Here is a 24,405-nt window from a genome sequence, read left to right as displayed (position 1 = left end):
CCAAGGTAGCTTTCACTCTTTATTGAAGAAAATCAACAAATTTAGACACCCCTATTTTATTAAAACGCTTGTTTTTCCTGACTAGCCATAAATTTCTTGTTATATCTATTCTGGAAATGCCCACTTCCCGCAAAAAGCCTTGCTCCAATTCTCTGGCCACTGTCAACCTTGGCAAAATGCTGATTCCAAGTCCAGCTTCAACCGCACTTTTTATCGCTTGTGTACTGCCGATCTCCATGTAGCTTTCTATTTTTTCTAAAACACCATGCTCCCTTAACATATTTTCTACAATAAGCCGTGTTCCTGAAATGGATTCACGCCAAATCATCCTTTCATTTCCCAATTCCTCTAGCTGAATTTCTTTTCTGTCTTTCCATGTGTGGTCGGATGGACATACCAATATCAATTCGTCCTCGGCGAACTTGTCTACAATAAAATCGGTGTTTTCCACAAGTCCTTCCACCAAGGCCAAATCAATGACATCGTTTGAAAGATCCTCCAGAACCCGGGGGCTGTTTTTTATCGTTAATGTCACTTTTATTTCAGGCTGTTGTTTTTTAAATCTCCCAAGCAAGCTTGGCAACAAATACTCACCGATAGTCAAGGATGCCCCTACTATGAGGTTTGCATTGTACTTGCCAGTTGATTGTTGAATCACTTCTTTTGAATGGTTGAAGTCATTTACAATAGCTTTTGCAAAAGGGTATAACAACTTTCCTGCCTCTGTAACTCTCAGCCTTCCTTCCTCACGGTCGAATAACAATGTGTTATAATAATTTTCCAGTTGATGGATTTGTCTTGTTACAGCGGGTTGAGATAGGAAACTTAACCTCGCTGCCTGGCTTATGCTTCCTTCATCCACCACTAAACAAAACATTTTTAGATTTTCTAATTTCAAGAAAACGACCTCCATGTTTTTTGATAGTTAATTAAAATGATAGCATCATAAAGGTAAATGGTGAAATGAAAAACGAGTGCTACATCCCCGAATAAGTGAGGCTATTAAATTATTGGCGACATTCTTTATAAAACGGATAAATCTTCTGGGTATAACGTTTTGTTATACCCGATGATTTTGTTGCAATTTACCCATTCCTTTTTCTTTGATATGTTAGTAATAAGATTTAAACAAAGCATGCAAAGGAAGTGACTGATGTCAATGAAAGGACAATGGAAAACTCTATTCCATTTATTTTGGACCTTTTTTAAAATAGCACCTGTCACATTCGGAGGCGGGTTTGCGATGATCCCTTTAATCGAAAAAGAAGTGGTCGAAAAGAGGAAATGGATGAAAAGCGAAGAAGTTACGGATGTTTTTGCGTTATCTCAGTCCGTACCGGGAGCTGTAGCCATTAACTCCGCCACCTTTATCGGCCATCGAATTGCCGGAATGAAGGGGGCAATGGCAGCCATGATCGGTGTTTCATTACCTACCTTTTTAATTGTTCTGCTCCTAGGCATTTTGTATTTTTTCATTCAGGATAATCCGAAGATAGAATCCGCATTCATATCGATCAGAGCTTCCATAGTAGCCATCATCGCCTATGCAGCTATCAAGATAGGAAAAACGGCTGTTGTAGACAAAGCAACTTTCTGTATTTTATTAGTAGGAATTCCAGTCCTCTTCTTTCTTCACCCAGTGATGGTTATATTAGCAGGAGCTGTAGCAGGTATTGTGACAATCTCCATTAAGAGAAAATTAGGATACGATGTCAAGTTGGACAGAAAAGATATGAGAAAAGAAGAAAATGATTTCGAACCTTTCATGGGTGCTGGCATATAGGTAAATCAAAAAAGGTCTAACTAATTTTCAAGAAAGCGTGTGATATTATGATGGAATTGTGGGAGTTGTTTAGCACCTTCTTTATTATCGGCTTTGTATCGTTCGGTGGCGGATACGCCATGATTCCCGTAATAGAATCGGAAGTCTCACAGCATGGATGGATGTCAACGCAGCAATTTACCGATATAATCGCCATTTCCGGGATGTCACCAGGACCTGTCACAGCCAATAGTGCCATTCTCGTTGGCTATTCTACTGCTGGATTAGCAGGAGCCATTTCATCCACTCTCGGAATCTTGCTACCTGCTATTATATTCGTGACCGTTATAGCCACATTCTTCAGCAAATTGAATCATTTTCCAGTTATTCAATCCATGTTTTATGGATTAAGACCCATTGTCACTAGTTTAATCCTCTTTGCGGCAATCAGTTTGGCACTTTCCAATCATATGATAGCTCCGAACTTTTCATGGCATACGATTAGCTTATTACTCGTTTTTGGATTATCGTTATTTGCCCTAATGAAATTACGCTGGCACCCAGCCTATGTAATTATTCTTTCTGGTTTAGTTGGTGTTGTCCTCTATTCATGACAAATGCCTCAAGCAAAACCATTATCAATATGGACCGGAATGAAGCACAGATATTTTGGTTATGAAAAAAATTGTTTATCATAATTTAAAGAAATATCAAACAGATGAATTGGAATTTTCAGGTCAGATGAAGTCGGCTTTGATTAGTTTAGGACACTTATTCTGAAATAAGAGCGAGGATGACTTCTGAATAATTTTTACGCTTATGTTTTAGTATTTCGATCATACAGAAAACACCCTGTATCCAATGATCCAGGGTGTTTTTCATTTCCTATTCTCATTTTAAGAAGTACGTTTCTTCGCTACATCTTCTTCAGACCGAAACCGTGGAAAACCAATCAAGATGGCAACGACTCCACAAAGTCCAATTAGTATTGGGTAATATGAATAAGGCAAGATGCTTATCGGTGAAATCTTTGCTACTCCTGCTGCAACAAGCAGCTGTGCCCCATATGGAATCAACCCTTGGATACAACAGGCAAAAACGTCAAGTAAGCTCGCCGATTTACGCGGATCAATCCCATACTTTTCAGCAATATTTTTGGCAAGTGGCCCGGCAATGATAATCGAAATCGTGTTATTTGCCGTTGAAAGGTTCGTCAAACCAACAAGCCCGGCAATGCTGAATTCCGCCCCTTTTTTTGATTTGCTATTTCGGGTCACGAGGTGGAGCAGATAATCGATGCCACCATTATGTTTTATTACAGCAACCATGCCTGCAATTAAAATGGCAAGGAAGGATATTTCATACATTCCCGCCATTCCTTCACCAACTTTTTGAATGACACCCAACGGTTGATAACTTCCATCTGCCAAGCCGATTATTCCGGCAAATACGATACCGATAGAAAGGACCAGGAACACATTGACTCCTGCCAATGCAGTGATCAATACGCAAAGGTATGGAAGAATCTTCACCCAATTATAAGAATTTTGGGTGATGTCGGCTTGTTCACCCATCGTTAAAATTCCAAGAATGGCGCATGTGATGATGGCCGCAGGTAAAACGATGAAAAAATTCACCTTAAACTTATCCTTCATTTTCGTTCCCTGTGTTCGAACTGCAGCGATTGTCGTATCTGAAATGAAGGATAGGTTATCTCCAAACATCGCACCACCAATAACGGCAGCCATTGAAAAGGCAAGCGAAATATCGGTTTGCTCGCTAATTCCCACCCCGATAGGTGCTAGGGCTACAATCGTTCCCATGCTAGTCCCCATAGATAGAGAAATAAAACACGCGATAATGAATATCCCTACCATTAAAAGATTTTGCGGAAAAACGGCTAAGGCAAGATTCACCGTTGATTCAACTGCCCCCATGCCATTTGCAACTTCGGCAAAAGCGCCGGCTAAAAGGAAAATGATAACCATTAACATAATATTGGCGTCACCGGCACCTTTACAGAAAATATCAACCTTTTGATTGAAGCTTTCTTTCCGATTCATTGCCAATGCAGCTGCTGATGCAATAGAAATTGCTACAATCACTGGAAATGAATAAAAATCTTTAGTGACGATTCCGGACCCTATAAATAAAATTAAAAATACGACAAATGGAATCAATGCCCATGGATTCCCTTTATTGTTTGCACTCATGATGTACACCTCTTTTTATTTTTCCCATGACATGTGTCATAGCTTTTATTCTTTTAACAGTTTTCGCAAATAACACCAAACTTGATTACCCATTCATGGAGCTATAGCTAAAAAAAACTGTCAGCATAAAAAAGACCCCTTCTATTAAACAACAAGAAGAGGTCTTTTAATTTATAAAAAACACCCTCCTTATCTTTCAGGCGAAAATCAGCCTGCTGGATTTGGCACAGCACTCCTATTAAGTCCGCTGCCGAGACATCTTCGGGCCAGTCCCTCCGTCTCTCTTGATAAGAAGATCAAAATTATATAATTTATCAAATATTACGATGCCTGTCAGAAAAGTACCAGGCTGGAAACTTGCTGAAACCATCTTAGTTTGTGAAAGTGACATCGAAAGTCGTATTGAAAAGCAAATATAAGAGTACAGCATTTTGTCTATTTTCGCAAGGTTTAGTTTTAAAGTATTTCACATGCTCCTTAATGATTATAAAGAGATCTTGACATGTGCAGTTATTCATTTTATTTCAATAAATGAAACTCTTGTTACATTTGGATAAAACACCAAAAAGCCATTTCGGGACGGAACTAATATAAAAAAGAGGTCTAATGACCTCTTAGCAAATTTGTTGTATTAGATTAGGTGAGTTATTTTTAGTCGAGTTCACATCAGTCGATACTTCAAATGCTTCCATCTGTTCCGAATCGAATGACTTTAAATACTGTTGCAGATATGCAGGATCATTAATGGATGGATTCAACCAATCTTTTTCATCTTCTGGTTTAAGGATGACAGGCATACGATCATGAATGCTGGTCATTAGCTTATTAGGAACGGTTGTTATAACGGAGCACGAATAGATGCTGATGCCTTCAGGAGATTTCCAGGATTCCCAGAGACCGGCCATTCCAAATGGAGCATGGTTCTTCAGTTTTATTCGCATCGGTATTTTTCTCTCTGATGTCTTCTTCCATTCATAAAAAGAGTCAGCGATTATCAAGCATCTCTTCTTCTTATACGAATTCTTGAAGCTTGCTTTCTCTGAAATGGTTTCCGCTCTGGCATTGATCATTTTATAGCCCACTTTTTCGTCTTTTGCCCAGAAAGGAATGAGTCCCCACCGAAGATATCCAAGTCGATTCCTCGCCCCGTCATTAATGACAGAGAGCACGGATTGGGAGGGAGCAATATTGTAGCTGAATTGGTATTCCTCATCAAATGATCCTTGAATATCAAACCGTTCTTTTATTTCTTCAATGTCAGTGAAAAGGGTGTAACGTCCACACATAATATCGCCTACCGTATTAAGATTTATTACAGTGTAACAAATGGAACGGGCAGGCACAAATCAACTTTCTAAAATCCTGATGTCGGTAAATGGTTGATTAAATAATTCGCTGGAAATCAAAAGGGTGCCAAGGACTTCTCTTTCATCTTCAGCTTTAATGATTTCCGACAAAATTAAGGTACTGCCATTCCTGACCGTTACTTTATATTCATTCATGTAATTCCCCCTCAAAAGGCTAGATGGTTGTTATTATAAACTAAAAACCCCCAAGTATCAGTACTGAACTTTGGCAGAGTCACGGTTAATCTTCTAATGGGGAGGCCGCATGGAGGTTCCTTTATACTTCTAAGGGTTGGGACCATAACTTTTTGTAAACGAGGCGAGAAAAAAGACTGTCCATGAATGATTCATGGACAGTCTGGGCGCTGTCAAAGGTTTTTCGCTTCAATACTGATAATTGATTATGGAAATAGCATTGAGGAAAGCCCCAACAGTCGGTACGAATAGGCTCGCTCTTATAGAAGAACCAAATGGAGGAGTTGCCCCTATTCCATGTCCATTCATTATTTAAAATGCAGTAAAACCTCATTTATTAAATGTGCTGCCAATGTAACGGTTTTATTATTTTCGTCCAACGAAGGATTCACTTCCGAGATATCAAAGGAGAGGATCTTTTCATTCGATACGATATGCCTGATAATGGCACGGACCAATTTCGGATTCAGTCCAAACGGCGATGGAGCACTTACCCCAGGTGCGTAGGCTGAATCAATAACGTCTGTACATAATGTAAGAATAATGTAGTCATATTCCTTAGAGAAAGCATTTATCCGCCGCTTAGTTTCATCCATTTCGTTCAATGATAAATCTTCTTCCAAAATGTAGTCGACCTTACTTCTCTCAGCAGTTTCAAACAGTGCCTTCGTATTCCCCTGCTTCTGAATTCCGACACATAAATATCCACAACTTTGATCTTCGTCCAAAATCTGCTTAAACATCGTTCCTGATGAACTTTCTTTTTCATAAGGTCTCATATCAAAGTGAGCATCAATATTAATAATCCCTAATCTAGCTTTTGGTCCAATGGATTTCCTAATCCCAAGATAATGGCCATACAGGGTTTCGTGTCCTCCCCCAAGTATGATAGGAATCGCTTTACTCTCCAATATCCCGGCAACAGCTGATCCCAGTTGGGATTGGGCGGCCTCCATCTCTGTACTTTCACATATTACATTGCCAGCATCCACCAGCTCGGTTTGGGAAGGTAAATGACAGGGTAATTTTGCCAATGACTGCCTAATATGATCAGGACCCTCTGCAGCACCAATCCTCCCTTTATTCCTTTTGACGCCTTCATCACATTTGAAGCCAATCAATCCAAAGGTCCTTGATGCATTGGAAGAGATGGCTAATTCCGAAATCGGTGCCAAACGTACTCTTTGGTGGTATCTGAAGCTGTCCATGTCAGATTGGGAATCAATTCTTCCATTCCAATATTTTAAAGTCGGATTTGTATACATAATTTCTCCTTTATTTAAAAAATTCCGAAATATCTTTTTTCAAAATTATAAATGAGATAATATATAATTACCAATACAAAATTTCAATATATCTATAGTTTAAAGCTATAGAAAGGAGCATATATGGACCTTCGTCAACTTCGATATTTCACTACAATTGTCCGGGAAAAGAATTTCTCAAAAGCGGCAAAAATGCTGCATATATCACAACCTTCCCTAAGTAATGCCATAATGAAATTAGAAAATGAAGTTGGTTTTCAGCTTTTGGAACGTAATACAAGGGGGCTTGAGCTTACGGAAGCAGGAGGGATTTTTTATACGAGATCTGTTGATCTGTTAAGAAGATTCGATAATATGCAAGTGGAGCTTAAGGAAATGAAGGATGTTGGAAGCGGAACTGTATCTATAGGTTCCATAGAGTCATTTAAATTTTGGTTCCCGAAAATAATCAGGAATTTTAAAATCAATTATCCTAGTATTCAAATAAAGGTCAGGGAAATATTAGGGGAAGAGAAGGTTTTCGATTCGTTAAACCGGTATAATGTTCATTTCACCATCACGAACCAGCCCATCAACAACGATGAAATTCTGTCCACTCCCCTTTATAATGAAAAATTCATGCTTTTGATCCATAAAGATGACGAGTTAAACGAAAAAGAGTCCATCACTTTCCAAGACATTGCAAAGAAAGAATTGATCATCAGCACAACTGGATTTCAAACAAGAGATGATATCTTAAGAGCATTTAAGGGTGAAAATGCAATTCCCAATATCCTATACGAAATAGAAAGGCTTGAAACAGCTTGCAGTTTGGTAGAAGAAGGGCTTGGGGTTACAATTTTACCTGAAAGCTATATAAAATCCGCTGCTACACCAAATACTGCAATTCGCGCAATCGATTCGAACTTTTTGGAAAGGACTGTTTACATAGCTTATTTGAAAGACCGTTATCTGTCTCCTGCAGTATATAGGTTAATAGAGGACATACAGAGCTTTTTTAAGAGTGATGTTAGGTTCGATGACTAAAAAAGAATCCAACGGTAATGACAAAAAACATTCCCCTTATGCACATTGCACAAGGGGAATGTTTTTTGTCATTGCTCTGGCCACTTTCCTCGATTTCCTTAGTTCCATCTTGCTAAAGGAATTTCAGTCTATATTCGTCAGGGTAAAATTAATTCGTGACACTACCATCTTCGTCTGGATCTTCAATATCCGCCGAATCTTTTTCCAATAGTGCCTCTTTGTCTTTTTCGTTCCATTTTGCTTTATATCCTAATGATTTTGCTACTCTTAACACCGGTAGATACGATTTTTTATCTGGTTTAAATGTTTCTAAGTCCCCTGTTTGGATTACACCCAAACCAAGTAGCAATTTGTCTGATTGGATATAGGGTTTTTCATCTATCAGTTTCATTTGTTCAGCTGTATAAGGATAAACGGCTCCATTCACTTTTAAGGTAAACGGTCCCTTTTTTTCTTCTTTTATTTCTTTTGGCTTTTTCGATTTATAGGAAACATTATAAACTCCTTGAACAGTTCCTTCTCTCGTATTATCGGCTCCTCCATACATTTTCCCCTTTTCATAATCAAAAATAACAGCTTGCACATTTCCGATATGTTGGGGTTTTTCTTCATAAACATGGCCTTTTGCCATTAACTCTAACCTTGTATTTTGTTCAATTCCCGGTTCCCATCTAACTGTCGGATAACCAGCAGAATAAATGCGTGGCGCAAGTATCGCATCTTGAATTAGCATTTGATGATCAAGCACATTCATAATCGTTTCAGATACCGATGCGATTATCGTCGCCCCGCCTGGTGAACCAATGGCCATGAAGGGGTTGCCATCTTTTAATACAAAGGTCGGGGACATACTGCTTCTTGGTCTTTTTCCTGGTTCCACCTGGTTAACTCCACCCGGTGTGGCATCAAAATCCGTCATTTCATTATTAAGCATGAATCCATAATCAGGTACCATGATACCTGAACCGAATACTTGCTCGATTGTAGTCGTATAAGCAACCATATTTCCCCACTTATCCATTACAGAAAAGTGAGTCGTTTGTCCGATCGGGGTTTGCTCTTCTTTTACCTTCTCCATTGAAGTGGGTTCTTTGCCCTCATACTTCCATGGATCGCCTGCTTTGACATCAGCTGTTGATCTATTTGGATTAATGAGTTTTCTTCTTTCTTTTATATAATCTTCATCCAATAGTCCTTTTGTAGGTACATCATAAAAATCTTCATCTGCCATATATGCAGCGCGATCGGCAAAAGCTAGATGCATGGCTTCGGTTAGATAATGTAGATACTCAGGGGAGTTCGCCCCCATCTTTTGTACATCGAATCCTTCCATTAGCTCCAGGATTTGTTGGACAGTCAAGCTGCCTGAACTTGGTGAAGCCGCCCCCACCACTTCAAAGCCCCTATATTCCGATTTAATTGGCTCTCTCTCTTTCACCACATAGTTTTCCAAATCCTCGGTTGTCATCGTTCCTTCACGTTTTTGAACTTCTTTGGTAAGTGCTTCCCCGATTTCACCTTTATAAAAAACATTAGAACCTTGTTTTTTTATTAGCTTAAGAGTCTTTGCCAGATCTGGCTGAACGAGGGTGTCTCCCTCATCCAAGGGTTTTCCGTTAGGCACAAAAACTTTTGCAGCCGCTTGGTTATTTTCTAGTTTTTTTACATTTTCATCGATATATTGTGCTGTTATCCAATTGACTTTAACCCCTTTTTCGGCCTGTTTAATGGCAGGGTCCATAACTTGTGATAATTTCATTGTTCCATATTTCTCAAGTGCAGCTTCCATTCCCTTAAGGGTTCCAGGGACTGCAACAGCTTTACCAGTTGTGTGCCGTTTACTAAAAGGAACAGGTTTTCCCTTTTCTTCTAAAAATAGTTCAGGCGTAACATTTTGCGGTGCCATTTCGCGGCTATCGATCATCTTTATTTTATTTTCTTTCTTATTATAAATCATGATAAAACCACCGCCGCCGATTCCAGACATCATCGGTTCAACTACATTTAGCGATAATTGAATGGCTGCTGCTGCATCGACTGCGTTTCCACCTTGTTTTAATATCTTTATACCTGCTTCAGCTGCTAAAGGGTGGGAAACTGATACGATTCCTTTTGTAGCCCCCTTTCCCATTGACTCGTCTACTCCAGGGACACTTGCAAAAGCTGGTGTGATCATACAAAAGAAACTGAAAGTAACTAAAATAAAACTTTTTAAAAATTTCATGACTTAGTCTCCTTTCAAAATAAAACAAATTAGGGTTTTACCATAAGGCAACTGGAAGTACGAACAGATGAATTTAGTAGGAATATGCTGGTTGAGCTCGATATAAAAGCAGTCTGCACATTCCTATTGGGCCTTGCGTTTTCAATGATGTTTCACTTCAAAAAATCACCCCCCAAATGGTTCAGCTCTAACCTTTACTTCCGGATCGAGATTCGTAGACTCAATTTTTCTCTATGCTTTGATTATTTTCCAAGAAATTGGGGCTGTTGTGATTTTCACGCTTCCAAAGATATTGTAAAGCCAGTAATACGATAAAAGCGGCTAAACCAATGATGTCCGATATCGTTTCAGGATAGATTAATAGTAAACCAACGATTATAGCGAGGACTCTTTCCAACCAGTGCATTCCCCTCATCCAGTACCCTATAACACCCGCACCAATTGCAATCATGCCTGACATTGCAGTAAGCACGACCCAGGCAACCTCCATCCATGTCGTATCGATCATCAGCATTTGTGGGGAAAGAACAAAAATATATGGAATGATAAATGCAGCGATAGCAAGTTTTGATGACTCAATCCCCGTTTTTATCGGTTCACCGCCTGCCACCCCTGCCGCTGCAAATGCCGCTAAAGCAACTGGAGGAGTTATATCTGCTATAATGCCAAAATAGAAGACGAATAAATGTGCAGATAAATCAGGAACACCAAGCAAAATAATCGCAGGTGCTGCAATGGTTGATGTGATTACATAATTGGCGGTCGTAGGTGAACCCATTCCTAAAATAAGTGCCGCTACCATCGTTAGCATCAGTGTCGGAATCAAATATCCGCCTGACAAATCGATCAAACCATTAGCCAGCTTCAGCCCTAATCCAGTTTTCGTAACAATTCCAACAATAATGCCGGCCGCTGCGGTTGCGGCTGCAACCGCAAGTGCCGTTCTAGCTCCATCCACCAATGCATAAATGATATCGATGAATTTCATGCGGACATCCTTGTTTATGAATCCTACAAGTACCGAGATGGCAATGGAATACAGTGCTGCATGTGTAACTGTGATATTCAGCATGAGCAAGAGGATAATGGCAAGGATCGGTATTAGTAAATAAAATTTGCCGAACACTTCCTTCTTACTAGGCATCTCTTCTTTCGTTAATCCACGTAGCCCAAGTCGTTTCGCTTCAAAATGGGTCATGATCCAAATTCCTGAAAAGTAAAGGATAGCTGGAATCGCTGCCGCCTTTGCTATATCCCAATACGTTATTCCATTCCCAATGAACTCAACCATTAAGAATGCCGCTGCCCCCATTACCGGAGGCATCAATTGACCGCCTGTCGAAGCAGCCGCCTCCACTGCCCCTGCGAATTCCTTCTTATAACCAAGATTTTTCATCATCGGTATCGTAAATGCTCCTGAAGTGACAACATTGGCTACAGAGCTTCCGCTAATCGTTCCTTGAAGAGCACTGGAAAAAATCGCAACCTTTGCAGGTCCCCCGATCCTTCTGCCTGCAATGGCGGTTGAAAGATCATTGAAGTATTGACCGACACCTGTCCGGACTAGAAAGGATCCAAACAGTAAAAATAGGAAGATGAATGTCGATGACACCGCTAACGGAGTACCTAAAATGCCCTCTGTCGAGAAGAACATCGTTTGCACCAAACGTTCCAGAGTTAAACCGCGATGAGCAAGGAACCCAGGCATATACTGACCAAAAATTCCATAGAAAATGAATAATGAAGCAATGACCATAATAGGAAGTCCCACTGCACGCCTGGTTGCCTCCAAAACCAGCAGAATGGCCATTATGCCAACCGCAAAATCCAAAGCTCCCAAACGTCCTACATTCATGACGATATCTTCAAAAAATAAGGGCCAATATGCACCTACCCCGATACTAACGATCGCTAAAATGATATCGTACCAGGCAATTTGAAACTTTCCTTTTTGACGTTTCTTCCTGTTTGCAGGAAATAGTAAAAAAATCAAGGAGAGTGCAAACCCTAAATGTATCGTCCGTTGGATTTGTGCTGTAAAAACGCCAAAAATAGCAGTATATAATTGGAATAACGAAAAAGCCAAGAGTCCAATAAACGCAATGTGTCCCAAGACACCAGTTAATTTCCTTGTCCCAGCTTCAGGATCATATTTTTCCAATAACTCCTGTTGTTCTGCTTCGGTTAAATACTTCGTTTTTTCTTGATCAGTCACTAATCTTCACTCCCTTCAACTGTTCCCATAAAGAAATTCTTTCCGAAGAAATCCTGACCCATGTCCCTGGTTTAATAAAGTCTGCCAATGTATAAGTTTTTTCATCGTATAATAAACGATGGTTAGCTCTGACTTGTCCTACTCGTAAATCTATATAGGCGAAATTGCGATTCATATTTTTTATGAAGTAGGTACCGTCTTTCTCTTTGAATACTTCCTCCCCCTCTGCATTAGAAGGCATACCGACTGCAAAATCATTATAAGCAAGTTCGGTTTGTTCGATTTGCTTATCCGATAACCGATATGATTCCAAGACATCCGTGAGGTGGATGGAGTGAGTATACTTAATCTTGAATTCTTTTTCTTTTTTCAATGGAAAATATGCGACTAATTCCCCTTGGTCCTCGAAGGAAAAGGCAATTACATGCTTATAAGGAAAAAATAATAAAAAAGCGATGAACAGAGGTATACCAAAAGCCATGAACCTCGTGAATTTCATAGGTACCCCTTTCAAAACCAGATATCCCATTCTGAAAAAAACGAAGCCGATAGGTCACATTAAGCGAGCTACCGACCCAATTACATTACTTGGAAAAACCTTTTTCTTTAAAGTATTTTGCTGCTCCAGGATGAACTTCCATATCCCCTAGCCCTTCAAGTGCAGTTTTTGCTGTAATGAACTTGCCCTTTGCATGTGTGATTTTATCTGTGTTGTCATAAACAGCCTTAGTCATTTCATAAACTAAATCTTCATCAAGATCCTTTGTAACCACTAACATCGCTTTAACAGCAACTGTTTTCACCTCGGATTTGATTTTGTACGTACCACTTGGAATTGTTTCTGGAGCATAGTATGGGTACTTTTTTACTAATGCTTGAATCTTGTCCTCTGCAATAGGCAGGATAATAATATCATTTTGGACGGATAACGCCTCAACTGCACCAGTCGGCGTGCCTGCCGTAATGAAAGCTGCGTCAATATTGCCTGCTTGGATTCCTTCAGCCGACTCATCGAATGATAGATTTTGTCCTTTAATATCTTTTTCAGACAACCCATGTATCTCCAGGATTTGCATGGCATTGATGTAAGCACCAGAACCTGGTGCGCCTACTGATACCTTTTTACCTTTCAAATCCTCGATTGATTTAATTCCACTCTTTGCAGTCGCTACAATTTGTACCGTTTCAGGATATAACGAGCTGATCGCTTGTATATTGTCTATGGGTTTCCCATCGAACATTTCTTTTCCTTCAAGAGCATATGCCGCGATATCCGTTTGTGAAAAAGCGATTTCAGCTTCTCCAACTCTTAAAGTTTCCATGTTTTCAGCGGAGGCACCGGATGTCTGAGGTGTTATATTCGCTTTTGTATTATCGGAAATGATTTTTCCAATTTGTCCTCCAAGTGGATAGTATGTACCTCCTGTTCCACCAGTCAACAGACTCAGGTTTTGGTTTCCGCTGCCCGAGACACCTGCTTTACTGTCTCCGCAAGCCGCGATAATACCGGTTACCGTCAAAATCATAACCAATAAAAAGCACTTATGAAATTTTTTCATAAAACTCCCCCCTCATTTATTTTCTTCATCCGCAAAAGATGATAGTTTTATTATTCTACCGACCACCTCACTTTACCTTTTTTTACAAAATTAGACACATAAACCAAAAGAACTAGTATTTTCTTAAAAACTTTTATATAAATCGAAATAACAAGCATAATTGTGTAAAAACACCTATTAAAAACAAGGAAAATCCGCTATTAAATAGTAATATTTTACCTTTTATTACCTATTCTTCCTTTCTTTAAGGATAATATTGACTCTTCCATTTTAGAAATATATTATTGTTATAAACTTATAAGTCTATATTATAAAATGACCTTCCTAGCATATTTCTAGCTTTTAATCGTTGCTTCCAGCTTTTGCTTGAGAGGGAAAATTAGAAGTCCACCCTTTCTATTGTCAATACTTTTTCCTTTTATTTCCAATTCCGATCGAAGTGGGTGATTGTTTGAATTTCCTATCCCTCCGCTATTTCATAGAGGTTTCTAACCATCTTAGTTTCAGTGAGGCTTCCAAAACCCTGCATATATCCCAGCCCGGACTTAGCCAACAGATTTTATCCCTCGAAAAACAACTAGGCTTTAAATTATTGAATCGTACGACAAGAAAAATTACATTGACAGAAGAAGGGGAGTACATCTATAAAAAACTAGCTCCTTCCTTTGAAGATATTGAGAAAACAGTGAATTACATAGTTGAAAATAAAACCATCCCCAAGCCTAAACTGAAGATTGCTACTGTCCCCTCTGCAGCTAGCATATTTATCCCGAAGCTATTGAAAAAGATTGTAGGAGAATACCCGGAAACAGAATTTTACGTTCATGAAACAACATCCTCAAGGGCTGTAAAACTCGTAAACCAACAAAATTATCACATCGGTTTCATCCGAACGCCCATTCATAGTAACATCATCGCCAATGAAGGATTAAGCATGATTGAATTCATGAGGTTCCCTTTACAATTGGTCGTTTCAATTGATCATCCGCTAGCCCAAAAGGATGCTATACATTTATACGAAGCAAAAGACGAACCTTTTATCCATTATGATGCCGTACAAGCACACTCCCTTCAATTCCTTTTGGAAAAGGCTTGTCTAACTGCTGGATTTTCACCTAAAGAATTATGTAAAGGCTCTGAATTACTGACGATAGCCAATCTAATATCCAATAACCTAGGCGTAGCACTCATGCCGGAAGATATGGTGAGTTTGTTGGGAAAAAGCAAAGTCAAAGCCTTGAACATCGATAACTCGGAATTATCAAGTTCCATATCTGCAGTTTGGAAAAACACGGATGCATCAATGCTGACTAAGCATATTTTGAAAACGTTAAAAAATGATCATGCTTTTAGCGATATATGAGATTCTTGGGATGTTAAAAAAGCCCAATTTCTCGTTTATGACACTGAGAAATTGGGCTATATTATTTTACCTCCTAAACTTCGCTAAGTACTATCCTTAAATACTGGCTTGTTGGCGCTGGGGCGGGACCCCGGTATTGAGTTTAGGTTTCGCTTAACGAATAAAAACGTTCAAATGTGCGAACCACCCATATTGGTAGTGACTAATTATATCAGTGCATAGCATGCTTTGACTTAAGAAAATATAAATACTCTATTCCCTCAGCGGTGATCTTAGTGCCGGCCCTTCCTCTTCCTTTGACGACAAATCCTTCGATTTCTAAAATATCCAAGCGGCGTCGGATCTGCTGAGGGGACAAGACAAAGTCCGATTCTTGACTTTGACTAGAAATTAGTTCTCTGCTTGCCGCTTTTCCTTTATCGTTGTATTGCTTGATTACTTCCAAGATGAAAGCGCGCTCCTGAATTTCCAGCATACTTTTACAGACGGGATAATCTGCCGTCACACTGTCTTCCGCATGCCCTTGCATGAACGGAAGGTCACTTTTCGTCACGACATTCCCCTCACAAACCGTCAGCATATAATCGATTGTGCTTTTAAGTTCCCGTATGTTGCCGGGCCATTCATATTGCATGAAATACTCCAAAACGTCGTGCTCTACTTTTACCCACTTCCCGCTTTTTGTGATGAGATGCTTTATCAAAAGTGGAATATCCGCTTTTCTCTCTTTGAGTGACGGTATGTAAAGATTGAGTACATTCAGCCGGTAAAACAAGTCTGTTCTGAATGAACCGTCCCGTATCTTATCATGAAGATTTTTATTCGTCGCGGTAATCACCCTAACATTAATGGGAACGATTCTTTTGCCCCCAATTCTACGGATTTCCCCCTCCTGAAGAACTCGAAGCAGATGGGATTGAACCGTGAGACTTATGTCACCAATTTCATCCAAAAAGATAGTCCCGTTATCCGCCATTTCAAACAGTCCTTTCTTGCCTCCCCTTTGTGCCCCTGTAAATGCCCCTTCTTCGTAGCCAAACAATTCACTTTCAAGTAACGTTTCTGTTAAAGCGCTACAGTTGACAGCCAGGAACGGTCCGTTCTTTCGCAATGAATGCTCATGAATAGCATGAGCAAATAGTTCTTTTCCTGTTCCTGTCTCTCCCTGAATTAAAATCGGATGCTCCGACAGGGCAAGCTTCTTGGCAATCTGCTTACGCTCTTTCATTACTTCATCCTCGGCGATAATATCATCAAAGCAGTATTTTGTATAAAATCCTTTATTTCGCATTTCTCTTTGAGCGGTCTTTTCTATTTCAAAGGCTTGATGTACGCTTTTGAAGGTTGCAACGATTGTATTTTCTTTCATCATTTGTAACCGAAAAATTACGACATCCACGCCATCTATATTGAAGAACTTGCTTTCATCATTACTTTCCATGATGAAATCGATAATATCCCGGCGATTCATTACATGCTCTAGATACTTATTGACCACATCTTGTGCATCAATATGGAACAAAGCCGCAAGCTGATTATTGCATACCGTTATCAGCCCTTCCTCGTTAACGACTAATATTCCGTCATCGACAGTCCCCAACACATTTTGGATATGATCGCTCATCTGCTTGGCATCACGCTCTGCATATAACAGCTTACGTTGTAATTCAATGATATTGCTAATATACCTCTCTGAAATCTTCGACGATATATCTTTTTGTAAACCGCAGCATTCTACAATTTCCAGAATTGTTGTTATATCAAAAAGACGCACGCCTATATCGATTACTTCTTTTATGTAAGGGGGGCACAAATGTGTTTCTCCTGGTGAAACGGCTATTTGGACATTCTCATAAAATAAAATCCCCTTCCTGAAAGGGATAAATTGAACATGATCGATACCAAGCTGATATAAGGATTCAATAAGGTTTATAGTTGCATCATCATCATCATTCACCAAAAGAACTGCCGAACCCACTGGTATTCTTAATAGCTTGTCAATGTATTCATGATTAACAGTTCTCTTTCCCACAATTATTTTCTCGGCATTTACGCTACACATTCCCTTTTTCTTATCATAAGCGGCATCTGATGAATACAAGAAAATCCCATCTCCCAGAGATCGAGGTATTCCTTCATCGGCAGCATGGCTTTTGATATGAACATAGTCTCCCAGCAGTTGTTCCAGTTGCTCCTGCAAGGCTTCCTTTGTTTTTGAGCTTCCCGCTATAAGTGTAAGTGATGATTTTGACATAAAAACACCTACCTGTCTTTTAATTGGTACTATTATATCACCAAAAAGAACCAATAAAGACCCTAAACTTCAATCCAACCATAATGTTTCCATAAAAATCAATTACCTGATGTTGGCACGGAATTTGCATATATAAAAGCATTGAAGTGCCTATGTACTTGAAAAGGAGGGAAACAGCAGAATACGAAATAAACAGATGATAGTCGATAGGCCGGCAATATTTTGTAAGCGTATTACTTCCATGCACTTATTTTAAAAACAAAGGAGAGACACTTATGAGCCAAATAGAAGAGAAGGCTGTTTCGCTTGAAACAAAGGGGAAAAAAGAGAGAAAAATCAATGTTTTTGTATTGCTACTCTGCATTCTCGCAATAGCAACTATATTCACTTACATTTTGCCGGCCGGGGAATATGCAAGGATTGAAGCAGATGGACGTACAACTGTTGACGCCAGTTCTTTTAAATGGATAGAATCTGCACCGGTCGAATTTTTCGATATGATAAAAGCGATTCACACCGGAATGGTAGAAGCCGGAAATATTATCTTTTTCTTATTGATAATCGGAGGATTTTTCGGTGTTTTACGAGCAACAGGGACTGTTGATGTGCTTATCGCCACAATGGCTCGGAAGTTGGCGACACGTGAAAAGCTATTGATTCCTGTCGTGATGCTGTTTTTTGCTGTAGGCGGCTCCTTAATGGGAATGGCGGAGGAAACACTAGCTTATCTTCCTCTTATCATTCCGCTGGCGTTGGCTCTAGGATTCGATACAATTACGGGAACCGCCATCGTCATTGTTGGGGCATTGTCAGGGTTCACGACTGCAATCATGAATCCATTCACAGTAGGACTTGCGCAAGGGATTGCTGAATTGCCGATGTTCTCAGGAATAGGGTTGCGTCTTATTTTATTTATTATCGTCTACCTTGTTTCCGTTTTTTATATCCATCGTTACGCAATGAAGGTAAAGAAAAATCCTTCCATCGGAATCTATGGAAAATATACTAAAGAAGAATCGAAAAAACTGTTGCAATCAAGTGTGAAGTTAACAGCGAGACATAAGTTCATCTTAGGCAGTTTCTTAATTAACTATATCGTCTTGGCGTTTGGAGTCATCAAGTTCCAATGGTACATGACAGAAATCGCTGCCTTATTCATTATATTGACTATTGTAATTGGAATCATCGGAAAATTGTCTGCAGATCATATCGTCAGCTCCTTTACCAATGGATCTGCAGCCTTGCTCGGCGGCGCTTTGATAATCGGCGTATCACGTGCCATTCTTGTCGTATTGAATGAGGGACATATCGTCGACCCTATGCTGCATCAAATATCTGAAGCTATTCAGCATATTCCGGCGTATTTAAGTGTTGCCGGCATGTACAGCTTCCAAACTCTCATTCATTTTATTCTAGCTTCCGGCACCGGTCATGCGATGTTGACCATGCCAATTATGGTTCCGCTCGCAGACTTATTGGATATTACACGCCAAACTGCAGTGTTGTCTTTCTCTTTTGCGGACGGAATTGGAAATATGATTTTCCCGACCGCAACCACCTTGATGGCAGGCTTGGCAATCGCGGGCATACCATGGACGAAATGGGCGAAGTGGATTCTGCCGCTGGTACTCATTCAATATCTCATCGGATTGATAGCTGTCATCTCGGCTCACTTCATCGGTTATGGTCCATTCTGATATAAAACACGAATTAATAACAGGAGGAGAAACGCATTGCTTACTTTAATAAAAAATGGCGAGATATACTCACCCAATTACTTAGGAAGAAAAGACGTTTTAATTACAGGCGATAAAATCGCATTCATAGATGACAGAATCGAGGTTCCTGAAAACTTTGCCCCTATTCAAATCATTGATGCGACCAATCTTTTGGTTGTTCCAGGTTTCATAGATTCACATGTTCATATTATTGGCGGAGGCGGCGAGGGCGGATTCAAAACCCGAACCCCCGAGCTGATGCTTACGGACATTACGACTTCAGGTATTACAACCCTTGTCGGCTTGCTTGGAACGGACGGGACTACGCGTAGAATGGAAAGCCTGCTTGCCAAGGCCCGGGCGCTTGAAGAAGAGGGTATTTCCTGTTTCATACATACAGGTTCCTACCAAGTGCCAGTAAAAACATTGACAGGAAAAATCGAAGATGACCTTATTTTTATCGACAAAATTATCGGTGTCGGGGAAATTGCCATCTCCGACCATAGATCATCAGAACCCACTTTTGAGGAATTGACAAAAATCGCCGCAGCGGCACGCAACGGCGGTATTCTGTCAGGAAAAGCAGGTATATTAGAAGTTCATGTAGGAGACGGAGATGGCGAGCTTTCGTTGTTACATGCAATTGCTGATAAAACCAACATCCCGATTCGGCAGCTCCATCCGACACATATTAACCGAAATGAAAAATTATTCAAGGCGGGAATTGATTACGCTAAGCGGGGCGGGTACGTAGACTTTACTACAAGCACCATACCTCAGTTTCTTGATGATGGCGAAGTGAAGTGCAGCATGGCCTTGCGCATGATGCTTGAAGAAGGGATTCCAGTCGGACACATCACCTTCTCTTCAGACGGGCAGGCAAGCCTTCCATTTTTCAACACCCATGGTGAGTATGCAGGCCTTCAAGTAGGAAAAGTATCTTCACTATATCAGGAAGTGCGTGATTCTGTTTTAGAAGAAGGAATCCCCCTTGAAACGGCACTGAAGGTCATCACCACGAATCCCGCACAAGTGCTGAAACTTTCAAACAAGGGCAGTATCCAAACCGGGAAGGATGCTGATATCGTATTATTGCAAAAGGAAACTTTGGCAATCGCCACTGTAGTGGCAAGAGGACAAGTTATGGTAGAAAAGGGCATTCCGTTGGTAAAAGGAACATTTGAATTTTAAACAGAATAGCCGTTATCGAAAATTTTTTACGTCTAGGGCTGTTTAAGCTTCCGTATTAGGAATCACCTGGAATTAATATTGTGAAGAATTGCTATAGAGGCGTTACTTAAAACAAACTAAAAAGTCGAATTCCTAGCTGTAAAGGATTTCGACTTTTATTTTATTGCAATCATATTAACCTTTCCCCTATGTTGAACTATCAACCTATTGCTTTACTTGGGAACAAAACCTGTTAAGCCTCGAAAAACGTTATTTTTAAGGGATTATAATCTACTTTACTTTTCATTTCCATTAAAATCAGGATAATCGAGACCCCCTATCTCTCACAATTTAAATTAGGGGTCTCTCCTATATGTTTTTTAATTCATTTCTTCAGAAGACCTTGTTGCTAGATATATAGGTCAGCTAAATAAGGAAGTACTATGCATCGGCTGAACTTTTGCCATAGGATCAATATAGGCTTTAGCATTATTAACTGCCGTAGGACCTTCACCAAATCCAGAAGCAATTAATTTAACCTTTCCATCATATGTACAAATATCCCCGGCTGCGTAAATGCCTGAAATATTTGTTTCTTGTTTGGAATTAACGATAATTGCATTTTTATTGATGTTTAGACCCCATTCTTTAATCGCACCAAGAGAAGAGACAAAGCCATAGTTAATAATTAAATCATCTACGTCAACCACTTCTTTCTGTTGAGACTTAGTATGTTCTAAAACAATTTGAGTAATCTGATCTGCTCCAACCAGTTCAGAGGGAATATAAGGTGTTTTGACGTCAACAGAGGAATTCAATAATTTTTCTACACTATGTTCATGCGCACGGAATTTATCTCTACGGTGTATCAATGTTACTTTTTCAGCAATCGGCTCTAACATAAGGGCCCAATCAACAGCAGAATCCCCACCACCTAGAATCGCCACTTTTCTTCCTTTAAAGCGGTTCATATCATTCACGAAATAATGCAAATTCTTATTTTCGAACTGTGTTGAATCTTCCAATTCCAGTTTACGAGGCTGAAAAGCTCCATTTCCAGCAGTAATGATCACTGATTTAGAGATATGAGTATCGAGGTTTGTGGTGATCTTAAATGTTCCGTCTGCTTGCTTTTCCAGCTGTTCAACTGCTTCTTCAAGACAAATTGTTGGTTCAAATATTTTCATTTGTTCTTTTAAATTCTCTATCAATTCCTGTGCCCTTACTTTTGGAAATCCAGCTATATCATAAATGAATTTTTCGGGATAAAGAGCCGAAAGCTGTCCTCCCAATTGAGGAAGACTTTCAAGGATTTTCACCTTTGCCTGCCTCATTCCCCCATAAAACGCCGTAAACAAGCCAACTGGGCCGCCGCCAATAATTGTTATGTCATAGACCTTCTTTTCTTCTGTCAATGTAATCACTCCTTGTTCTTCTAGGTTGGTTGTTCATATCGAACATAGATAAAGGGATAGACTTAATGATTATTCGAGTAATCGTTCCAACAAATGATGGATAAAGACTGTTGAAAATCCACCATTTCTAAAACACTAGACTTTTCAATTTCCTAATTAATAAATCTATACATCTATTATCAATAACAAAAAGTCCTTTATCTTGTATCTAGAAATATTATTCAAATTTATTAGGATTGCCATCAAATGACGCTTGAGCTACTTTAATAGAATCGGTTGGACATCCTTCTGAAGCATCTAGCATATCTTCCTCTAGTTCATCAGGTATGATCGCTGCCCCAACATTATTATCCAATATAACAAACGCAATACCTTCTTCATCGTAATCATAAATATCCGGAGCTGAAGCACCACATGCTCCGCAAGCAATACAAGTTTCTTTATCCACGATTGTATAGTTAGGCATTTTTACTATCCATCCCCTTCAATAATCTAAGCTTCTGTTTTTTACAAAGGCATTTCTAAATATGGTTTAGAAGCCTTAAGCAATTCCAATTTGTTTTTTTACTCAATATCGTTCAAAAATTCCAAAATGCTCGAATTAAACTTTTCAGGATTTTCCTGGTAACACAAATGACCGCCTTCTGGAATTATCACTAGCCTGGAGTTTATTAGTTCCTCATGAATTGCTTCCGATTCCTTTATGGGAGTTACTGTATCCAACTCACCACAAATTACAAGAACAGGAACATCTATATGAGATAACAATCTCATTTGATTCAGATGATAAAGTGAATTGGCTACCGAACGATATCCTGCCGGTCTTATCTGTGTCATGATCTCTTTTACTCGCTTATAGACTCTTTCTGAAGCATGGGGAGATAGCAATGCTTTTATCCTCTTATCCGCTATCTCCTCAGTAGAAAGGTTTTCAATTGAAAATAATCGATTTTTCAATTTCATCTCGTTCTCTTCTGGGGTAAGAGCAGCAGCCCCTCTTGTCGAGTCGGCTAATATAAGTTTATTAATCTTATTAGGGTACAGGCTACAGTACTCTATCGCAATTGCCGCTCCCATTGAATGGCCGAGCAGATAGATTTTTTCCAACTTTAGCTGATCTAGCATGCCGTTCAGAATATGTGCAAAATCTTTAAAATTTCTAAATTCTTCTGCTGGATCTGAACTTTTCCCATAACCCGGAGCATCCCATGCAATTACTGTATAATGCTCCTTTAATTCCTGGATTTGCTCCTTCCATGACTGTGAATTATTACTCATACCATGTAATAATACTAATGGTTCTCCATTACCTTCTATTTCATAATGAATACTTAAATCTTCCACTTTTACGTATGGCATAATATCAGTCCCCCCTTATTTATTTTTGGCATTTCTTTGAACAGTAGAGTTTAAGACTACTGAACTTTTCAAGGAAAATCTCTAACTCTTAAAACACCTATTCTTGAAATATCTTTCTTAAAATAGCGAATGATTTACTACATTTATATTTCGCTTGGAAATAGCTTTCGTTTTGATCTGATAAAGAAAGTGCTTCCTTTCCTGAAGATAAGCAGGAAAATCCACTTCCGATCCTGTCTTACAATTTAGCTAAAAACAGTATTAAAAACTTTGTCAGCCTAGCCAAGTCCTCGAACTGACAATCCGCCGTCGCTGGAAATGACTTCACCTGTGATCGCGCGTGATTCGTCAGAAGCTAACAGTACATACGCCGCAACGTGATCTTCCGGCATCTGGGCGAGTTGAAGAATATTCCGTTTTTTAATGCTGCTTGCTTTCGTATCATTATCGACGATTTTCACAAATGGACGCAGCGGTGGAATCACCGTGAGTGCTGTCAATGTGCCCCCTGGTGCCACCGCATTTACCCGGATAGAAGGAGATAGTTCGAACGCAAGCTGGCGCATCAATCCAATTTGGGCGTGTTTGCTCGCTGTGTACCAAACACCGCCGCCATCTGGATAAAAACTTGCACCTGACACGGTAAAAATAATATTGCCATTTGTTTTTTTCAGTTCTTCAAGAGCGGCTTTCGCTCCGAAAAAAGAGCCTTTTACGTTAATATTGAGAAGAAAATCATACGCTTCGGAAAGCGCCTCAGGAGTCACATCGGCAAATTTGGCAAATCCATCGAAGACGCCGGCATTCGCAACGAAAACATCTAACTTTCCGAATTGCTCAACAGTAGCTTGGACCGCTTGCTCATTGTCTTCGTATTTGCTTACATCTCCCTGATATGTAAGGATATTTTCACCAAATTCTTCTTTCATTTTCGCTAACGTGTCTTTGGAGCGGCCAATAATGCTCACTTTTGCCCCTTCTTGTATAAAACGGCGTGTGACAGCTTCTCCTATTCCAGAAGCTCCCCCTGTAATCAATACGACTTTATCTTTTAAGGCCATGCCCATTGTCTCCACCCCTTCTGTTATCTTTCAAACGTGATGAACGGTTATACAAAGATCTAGGTTCCAATCAAGTATACGGTCTTGTATACTAGCATATATTTTTTCAAAATCACCATTTGTTTTGTATGAAAAACAATGTTTTTTATATAAACAATTCTAAAATGTAATCGCTTTATTGTCAATGTAAGCTGTGAAAAAAACTGAAACCATTGTTCGGGAATACGTTACTTGTTCTATATCAATCTGTGGTTATCCTT

General features: G+C 39.6%; 20 protein-coding genes and 1 riboswitch. Of the genes, 6 read left to right on the top strand and 14 right to left on the bottom strand.

Going from position 1 to position 24,405, the window contains the following annotated elements; genetic code table 11:
* Window positions 1-19 precede the first annotated feature (19 nt).
* Window positions 20-898 (bottom strand): LysR family transcriptional regulator, encoded by an 879-nt coding sequence (locus NYE63_RS12475; RefSeq protein WP_342605379.1) that lies wholly within the window; start codon window positions 896-898, stop codon window positions 20-22.
* Between the two features lie 255 nt (window positions 899-1,153).
* Here NYE63_RS12475 and NYE63_RS12470 point away from each other — a divergent pair, with 255 nt between their 5' ends.
* Both NYE63_RS12470 and NYE63_RS12465 read left to right on the top strand, forming a co-directional pair.
* A complete protein-coding gene (locus NYE63_RS12470; protein WP_342605378.1) occupies window positions 1,154-1,783 on the top strand; it encodes a chromate transporter in 630 nt (209 codons plus the stop codon).
* A gap of 47 nt (window positions 1,784-1,830) precedes the next feature.
* Entirely contained in the window at window positions 1,831-2,376 is a 546-nt protein-coding gene (locus tag NYE63_RS12465; protein WP_342605377.1) for a chromate transporter, read from the top strand.
* A 282-nt stretch (window positions 2,377-2,658) separates the two neighbouring features.
* Here the strand turns inward: NYE63_RS12465 and NYE63_RS12460 are convergent, their stop codons facing one another.
* The 4 genes from NYE63_RS12460 to hutG all read right to left on the bottom strand — a co-directional run bounded on the left by NYE63_RS12460 (window position 2,659) and on the right by hutG (window position 6,781).
* Window positions 2,659-3,975 carry a Na+/H+ antiporter NhaC family protein gene (locus tag NYE63_RS12460; RefSeq protein WP_342605376.1) on the bottom strand — a complete coding sequence of 439 codons (1,317 nt, stop codon included), beginning with the start codon at window positions 3,973-3,975 and terminating at the stop codon, window positions 2,659-2,661.
* Window positions 3,976-4,161: 186 nt separating this feature from the next.
* A riboswitch (SAM riboswitch) is annotated at window positions 4,162-4,269 on the bottom strand.
* Between the two features lie 320 nt (window positions 4,270-4,589).
* Window positions 4,590-5,261, bottom strand: coding sequence for an SOS response-associated peptidase (locus tag NYE63_RS12455; RefSeq protein ID WP_342605375.1), 672 nt, complete (start codon window positions 5,259-5,261; stop codon window positions 4,590-4,592).
* A 60-nt stretch (window positions 5,262-5,321) separates the two neighbouring features.
* Window positions 5,322-5,477 (bottom strand): hypothetical protein, encoded by a 156-nt coding sequence (locus NYE63_RS12450; protein WP_156404305.1) that lies wholly within the window; start codon window positions 5,475-5,477, stop codon window positions 5,322-5,324.
* A gap of 347 nt (window positions 5,478-5,824) precedes the next feature.
* The gene (gene hutG, locus NYE63_RS12445; RefSeq protein ID WP_342605374.1) at window positions 5,825-6,781 is read right to left on the bottom strand and encodes a formimidoylglutamase; all 957 of its coding nucleotides are present in this window, start codon (window positions 6,779-6,781) and stop codon (window positions 5,825-5,827) included.
* 123 nt (window positions 6,782-6,904) lie between these two features.
* On the opposite strand from hutG, the gene NYE63_RS12440 reads away from it, so the two are divergent.
* Window positions 6,905-7,807, top strand: a complete 903-nt coding sequence (locus tag NYE63_RS12440; protein WP_342605373.1) for a LysR family transcriptional regulator — start codon at window positions 6,905-6,907, stop codon at window positions 7,805-7,807.
* 148 nt (window positions 7,808-7,955) lie between these two features.
* Here the strand turns inward: NYE63_RS12440 and ggt are convergent, their stop codons facing one another.
* From ggt to NYE63_RS12420, 4 genes are all read right to left on the bottom strand, one after another.
* Window positions 7,956-10,031: a gamma-glutamyltransferase gene (gene ggt, locus NYE63_RS12435; RefSeq protein WP_342605372.1), complete on the bottom strand. Its 2,076-nt coding sequence runs from the start codon at window positions 10,029-10,031 to the stop codon at window positions 7,956-7,958.
* A 220-nt stretch (window positions 10,032-10,251) separates the two neighbouring features.
* The gene (locus NYE63_RS12430; RefSeq protein ID WP_342605371.1) at window positions 10,252-12,246 is read right to left on the bottom strand and encodes a TRAP transporter permease; all 1,995 of its coding nucleotides are present in this window, start codon (window positions 12,244-12,246) and stop codon (window positions 10,252-10,254) included.
* Window positions 12,239-12,745: a DUF1850 domain-containing protein gene (locus NYE63_RS12425; protein ID WP_342605370.1), complete on the bottom strand. Its 507-nt coding sequence runs from the start codon at window positions 12,743-12,745 to the stop codon at window positions 12,239-12,241. The genes NYE63_RS12430 and NYE63_RS12425 overlap by 8 nt, the downstream gene beginning before the upstream one ends.
* A gap of 85 nt (window positions 12,746-12,830) precedes the next feature.
* Window positions 12,831-13,805, bottom strand: a complete 975-nt coding sequence (locus tag NYE63_RS12420) for a TAXI family TRAP transporter solute-binding subunit (protein WP_342605369.1) — start codon at window positions 13,803-13,805, stop codon at window positions 12,831-12,833.
* A gap of 451 nt (window positions 13,806-14,256) precedes the next feature.
* Here NYE63_RS12420 and NYE63_RS12415 point away from each other — a divergent pair, with 451 nt between their 5' ends.
* Complete coding sequence (locus NYE63_RS12415; protein ID WP_342605368.1) at window positions 14,257-15,168, top strand: LysR family transcriptional regulator; 912 nt, start codon at window positions 14,257-14,259, stop codon at window positions 15,166-15,168.
* Between the two features lie 211 nt (window positions 15,169-15,379).
* Here NYE63_RS12415 and NYE63_RS12410 read toward each other — a convergent pair whose 3' ends face one another.
* Window positions 15,380-17,422 carry a sigma 54-interacting transcriptional regulator gene (locus NYE63_RS12410; RefSeq protein WP_342605367.1) on the bottom strand — a complete coding sequence of 681 codons (2,043 nt, stop codon included), beginning with the start codon at window positions 17,420-17,422 and terminating at the stop codon, window positions 15,380-15,382.
* 275 nt (window positions 17,423-17,697) lie between these two features.
* Here NYE63_RS12410 and NYE63_RS12405 point away from each other — a divergent pair, with 275 nt between their 5' ends.
* A complete protein-coding gene (locus NYE63_RS12405; RefSeq protein ID WP_342605366.1) occupies window positions 17,698-19,119 on the top strand; it encodes a C4-dicarboxylate ABC transporter permease in 1,422 nt (473 codons plus the stop codon).
* Window positions 19,120-19,155: 36 nt separating this feature from the next.
* Window positions 19,156-20,331, top strand: coding sequence for a beta-aspartyl-peptidase (gene iadA, locus NYE63_RS12400; RefSeq protein ID WP_342605365.1), 1,176 nt, complete (start codon window positions 19,156-19,158; stop codon window positions 20,329-20,331).
* 401 nt (window positions 20,332-20,732) lie between these two features.
* Here the strand turns inward: iadA and NYE63_RS12395 are convergent, their stop codons facing one another.
* From NYE63_RS12395 to NYE63_RS12380, 4 genes are all read right to left on the bottom strand, one after another.
* Window positions 20,733-21,725 (bottom strand): NAD(P)/FAD-dependent oxidoreductase, encoded by a 993-nt coding sequence (locus NYE63_RS12395; RefSeq protein WP_342605364.1) that lies wholly within the window; start codon window positions 21,723-21,725, stop codon window positions 20,733-20,735.
* Between the two features lie 217 nt (window positions 21,726-21,942).
* Window positions 21,943-22,191: a ferredoxin gene (locus NYE63_RS12390; RefSeq protein ID WP_307261757.1), complete on the bottom strand. Its 249-nt coding sequence runs from the start codon at window positions 22,189-22,191 to the stop codon at window positions 21,943-21,945.
* A gap of 98 nt (window positions 22,192-22,289) precedes the next feature.
* Window positions 22,290-23,084: an alpha/beta hydrolase gene (locus NYE63_RS12385; protein WP_342605363.1), complete on the bottom strand. Its 795-nt coding sequence runs from the start codon at window positions 23,082-23,084 to the stop codon at window positions 22,290-22,292.
* A 278-nt stretch (window positions 23,085-23,362) separates the two neighbouring features.
* Window positions 23,363-24,151, bottom strand: a complete 789-nt coding sequence (locus NYE63_RS12380; RefSeq protein ID WP_342605362.1) for an SDR family NAD(P)-dependent oxidoreductase — start codon at window positions 24,149-24,151, stop codon at window positions 23,363-23,365.
* Window positions 24,152-24,405: the final 254 nt, after the last annotated feature.

The sequence above is a fragment of the Peribacillus sp. FSL E2-0159 genome, assembly GCF_038643155.1.
Classification (GTDB): Bacteria; Bacillota; Bacilli; order Bacillales; family DSM-1321; genus Peribacillus; species Peribacillus simplex.
Note: the sequence above shows the minus strand (reverse complement) of the source record. Positions and strands in the feature narration are given on the sequence as shown.

Excerpts from the sequence above, each read along its gene's own strand:
- NYE63_RS12425 (WP_342605370.1), bottom strand. The coding sequence starts at position 12,745 with ATGAAATTCACGAGGTTCATGGCTTTTGGTATACCTCTGTTCATCGCT.
- NYE63_RS12405 (WP_342605366.1), top strand. The coding sequence starts at position 17,698 with ATGAGCCAAATAGAAGAGAAGGCTGTTTCGCTTGAAACAAAGGGGAAA.
- NYE63_RS12450 (WP_156404305.1), bottom strand. The coding sequence starts at position 5,477 with ATGAATGAATATAAAGTAACGGTCAGGAATGGCAGTACCTTAATTTTG.
- hutG (WP_342605374.1), bottom strand. The coding sequence starts at position 6,781 with ATGTATACAAATCCGACTTTAAAATATTGGAATGGAAGAATTGATTCC.
- NYE63_RS12410 (WP_342605367.1), bottom strand. The coding sequence starts at position 17,422 with ATGTCAAAATCATCACTTACACTTATAGCGGGAAGCTCAAAAACAAAG.
- NYE63_RS12455 (WP_342605375.1), bottom strand. The coding sequence starts at position 5,261 with ATGTGTGGACGTTACACCCTTTTCACTGACATTGAAGAAATAAAAGAA.
- NYE63_RS12385 (WP_342605363.1), bottom strand. The coding sequence starts at position 23,084 with ATGCCATACGTAAAAGTGGAAGATTTAAGTATTCATTATGAAATAGAA.
- ggt (WP_342605372.1), bottom strand. The coding sequence starts at position 10,031 with ATGAAATTTTTAAAAAGTTTTATTTTAGTTACTTTCAGTTTCTTTTGT.
- NYE63_RS12420 (WP_342605369.1), bottom strand. The coding sequence starts at position 13,805 with ATGAAAAAATTTCATAAGTGCTTTTTATTGGTTATGATTTTGACGGTA.
- NYE63_RS12380 (WP_342605362.1), bottom strand. The coding sequence starts at position 24,151 with ATGGGCATGGCCTTAAAAGATAAAGTCGTATTGATTACAGGGGGAGCT.
- NYE63_RS12460 (WP_342605376.1), bottom strand. The coding sequence starts at position 3,975 with ATGAGTGCAAACAATAAAGGGAATCCATGGGCATTGATTCCATTTGTC.
- NYE63_RS12470 (WP_342605378.1), top strand. The coding sequence starts at position 1,154 with ATGTCAATGAAAGGACAATGGAAAACTCTATTCCATTTATTTTGGACC.
- NYE63_RS12465 (WP_342605377.1), top strand. The coding sequence starts at position 1,831 with ATGATGGAATTGTGGGAGTTGTTTAGCACCTTCTTTATTATCGGCTTT.
- NYE63_RS12390 (WP_307261757.1), bottom strand. The coding sequence starts at position 22,191 with ATGCCTAACTATACAATCGTGGATAAAGAAACTTGTATTGCTTGCGGA.
- NYE63_RS12440 (WP_342605373.1), top strand. The coding sequence starts at position 6,905 with ATGGACCTTCGTCAACTTCGATATTTCACTACAATTGTCCGGGAAAAG.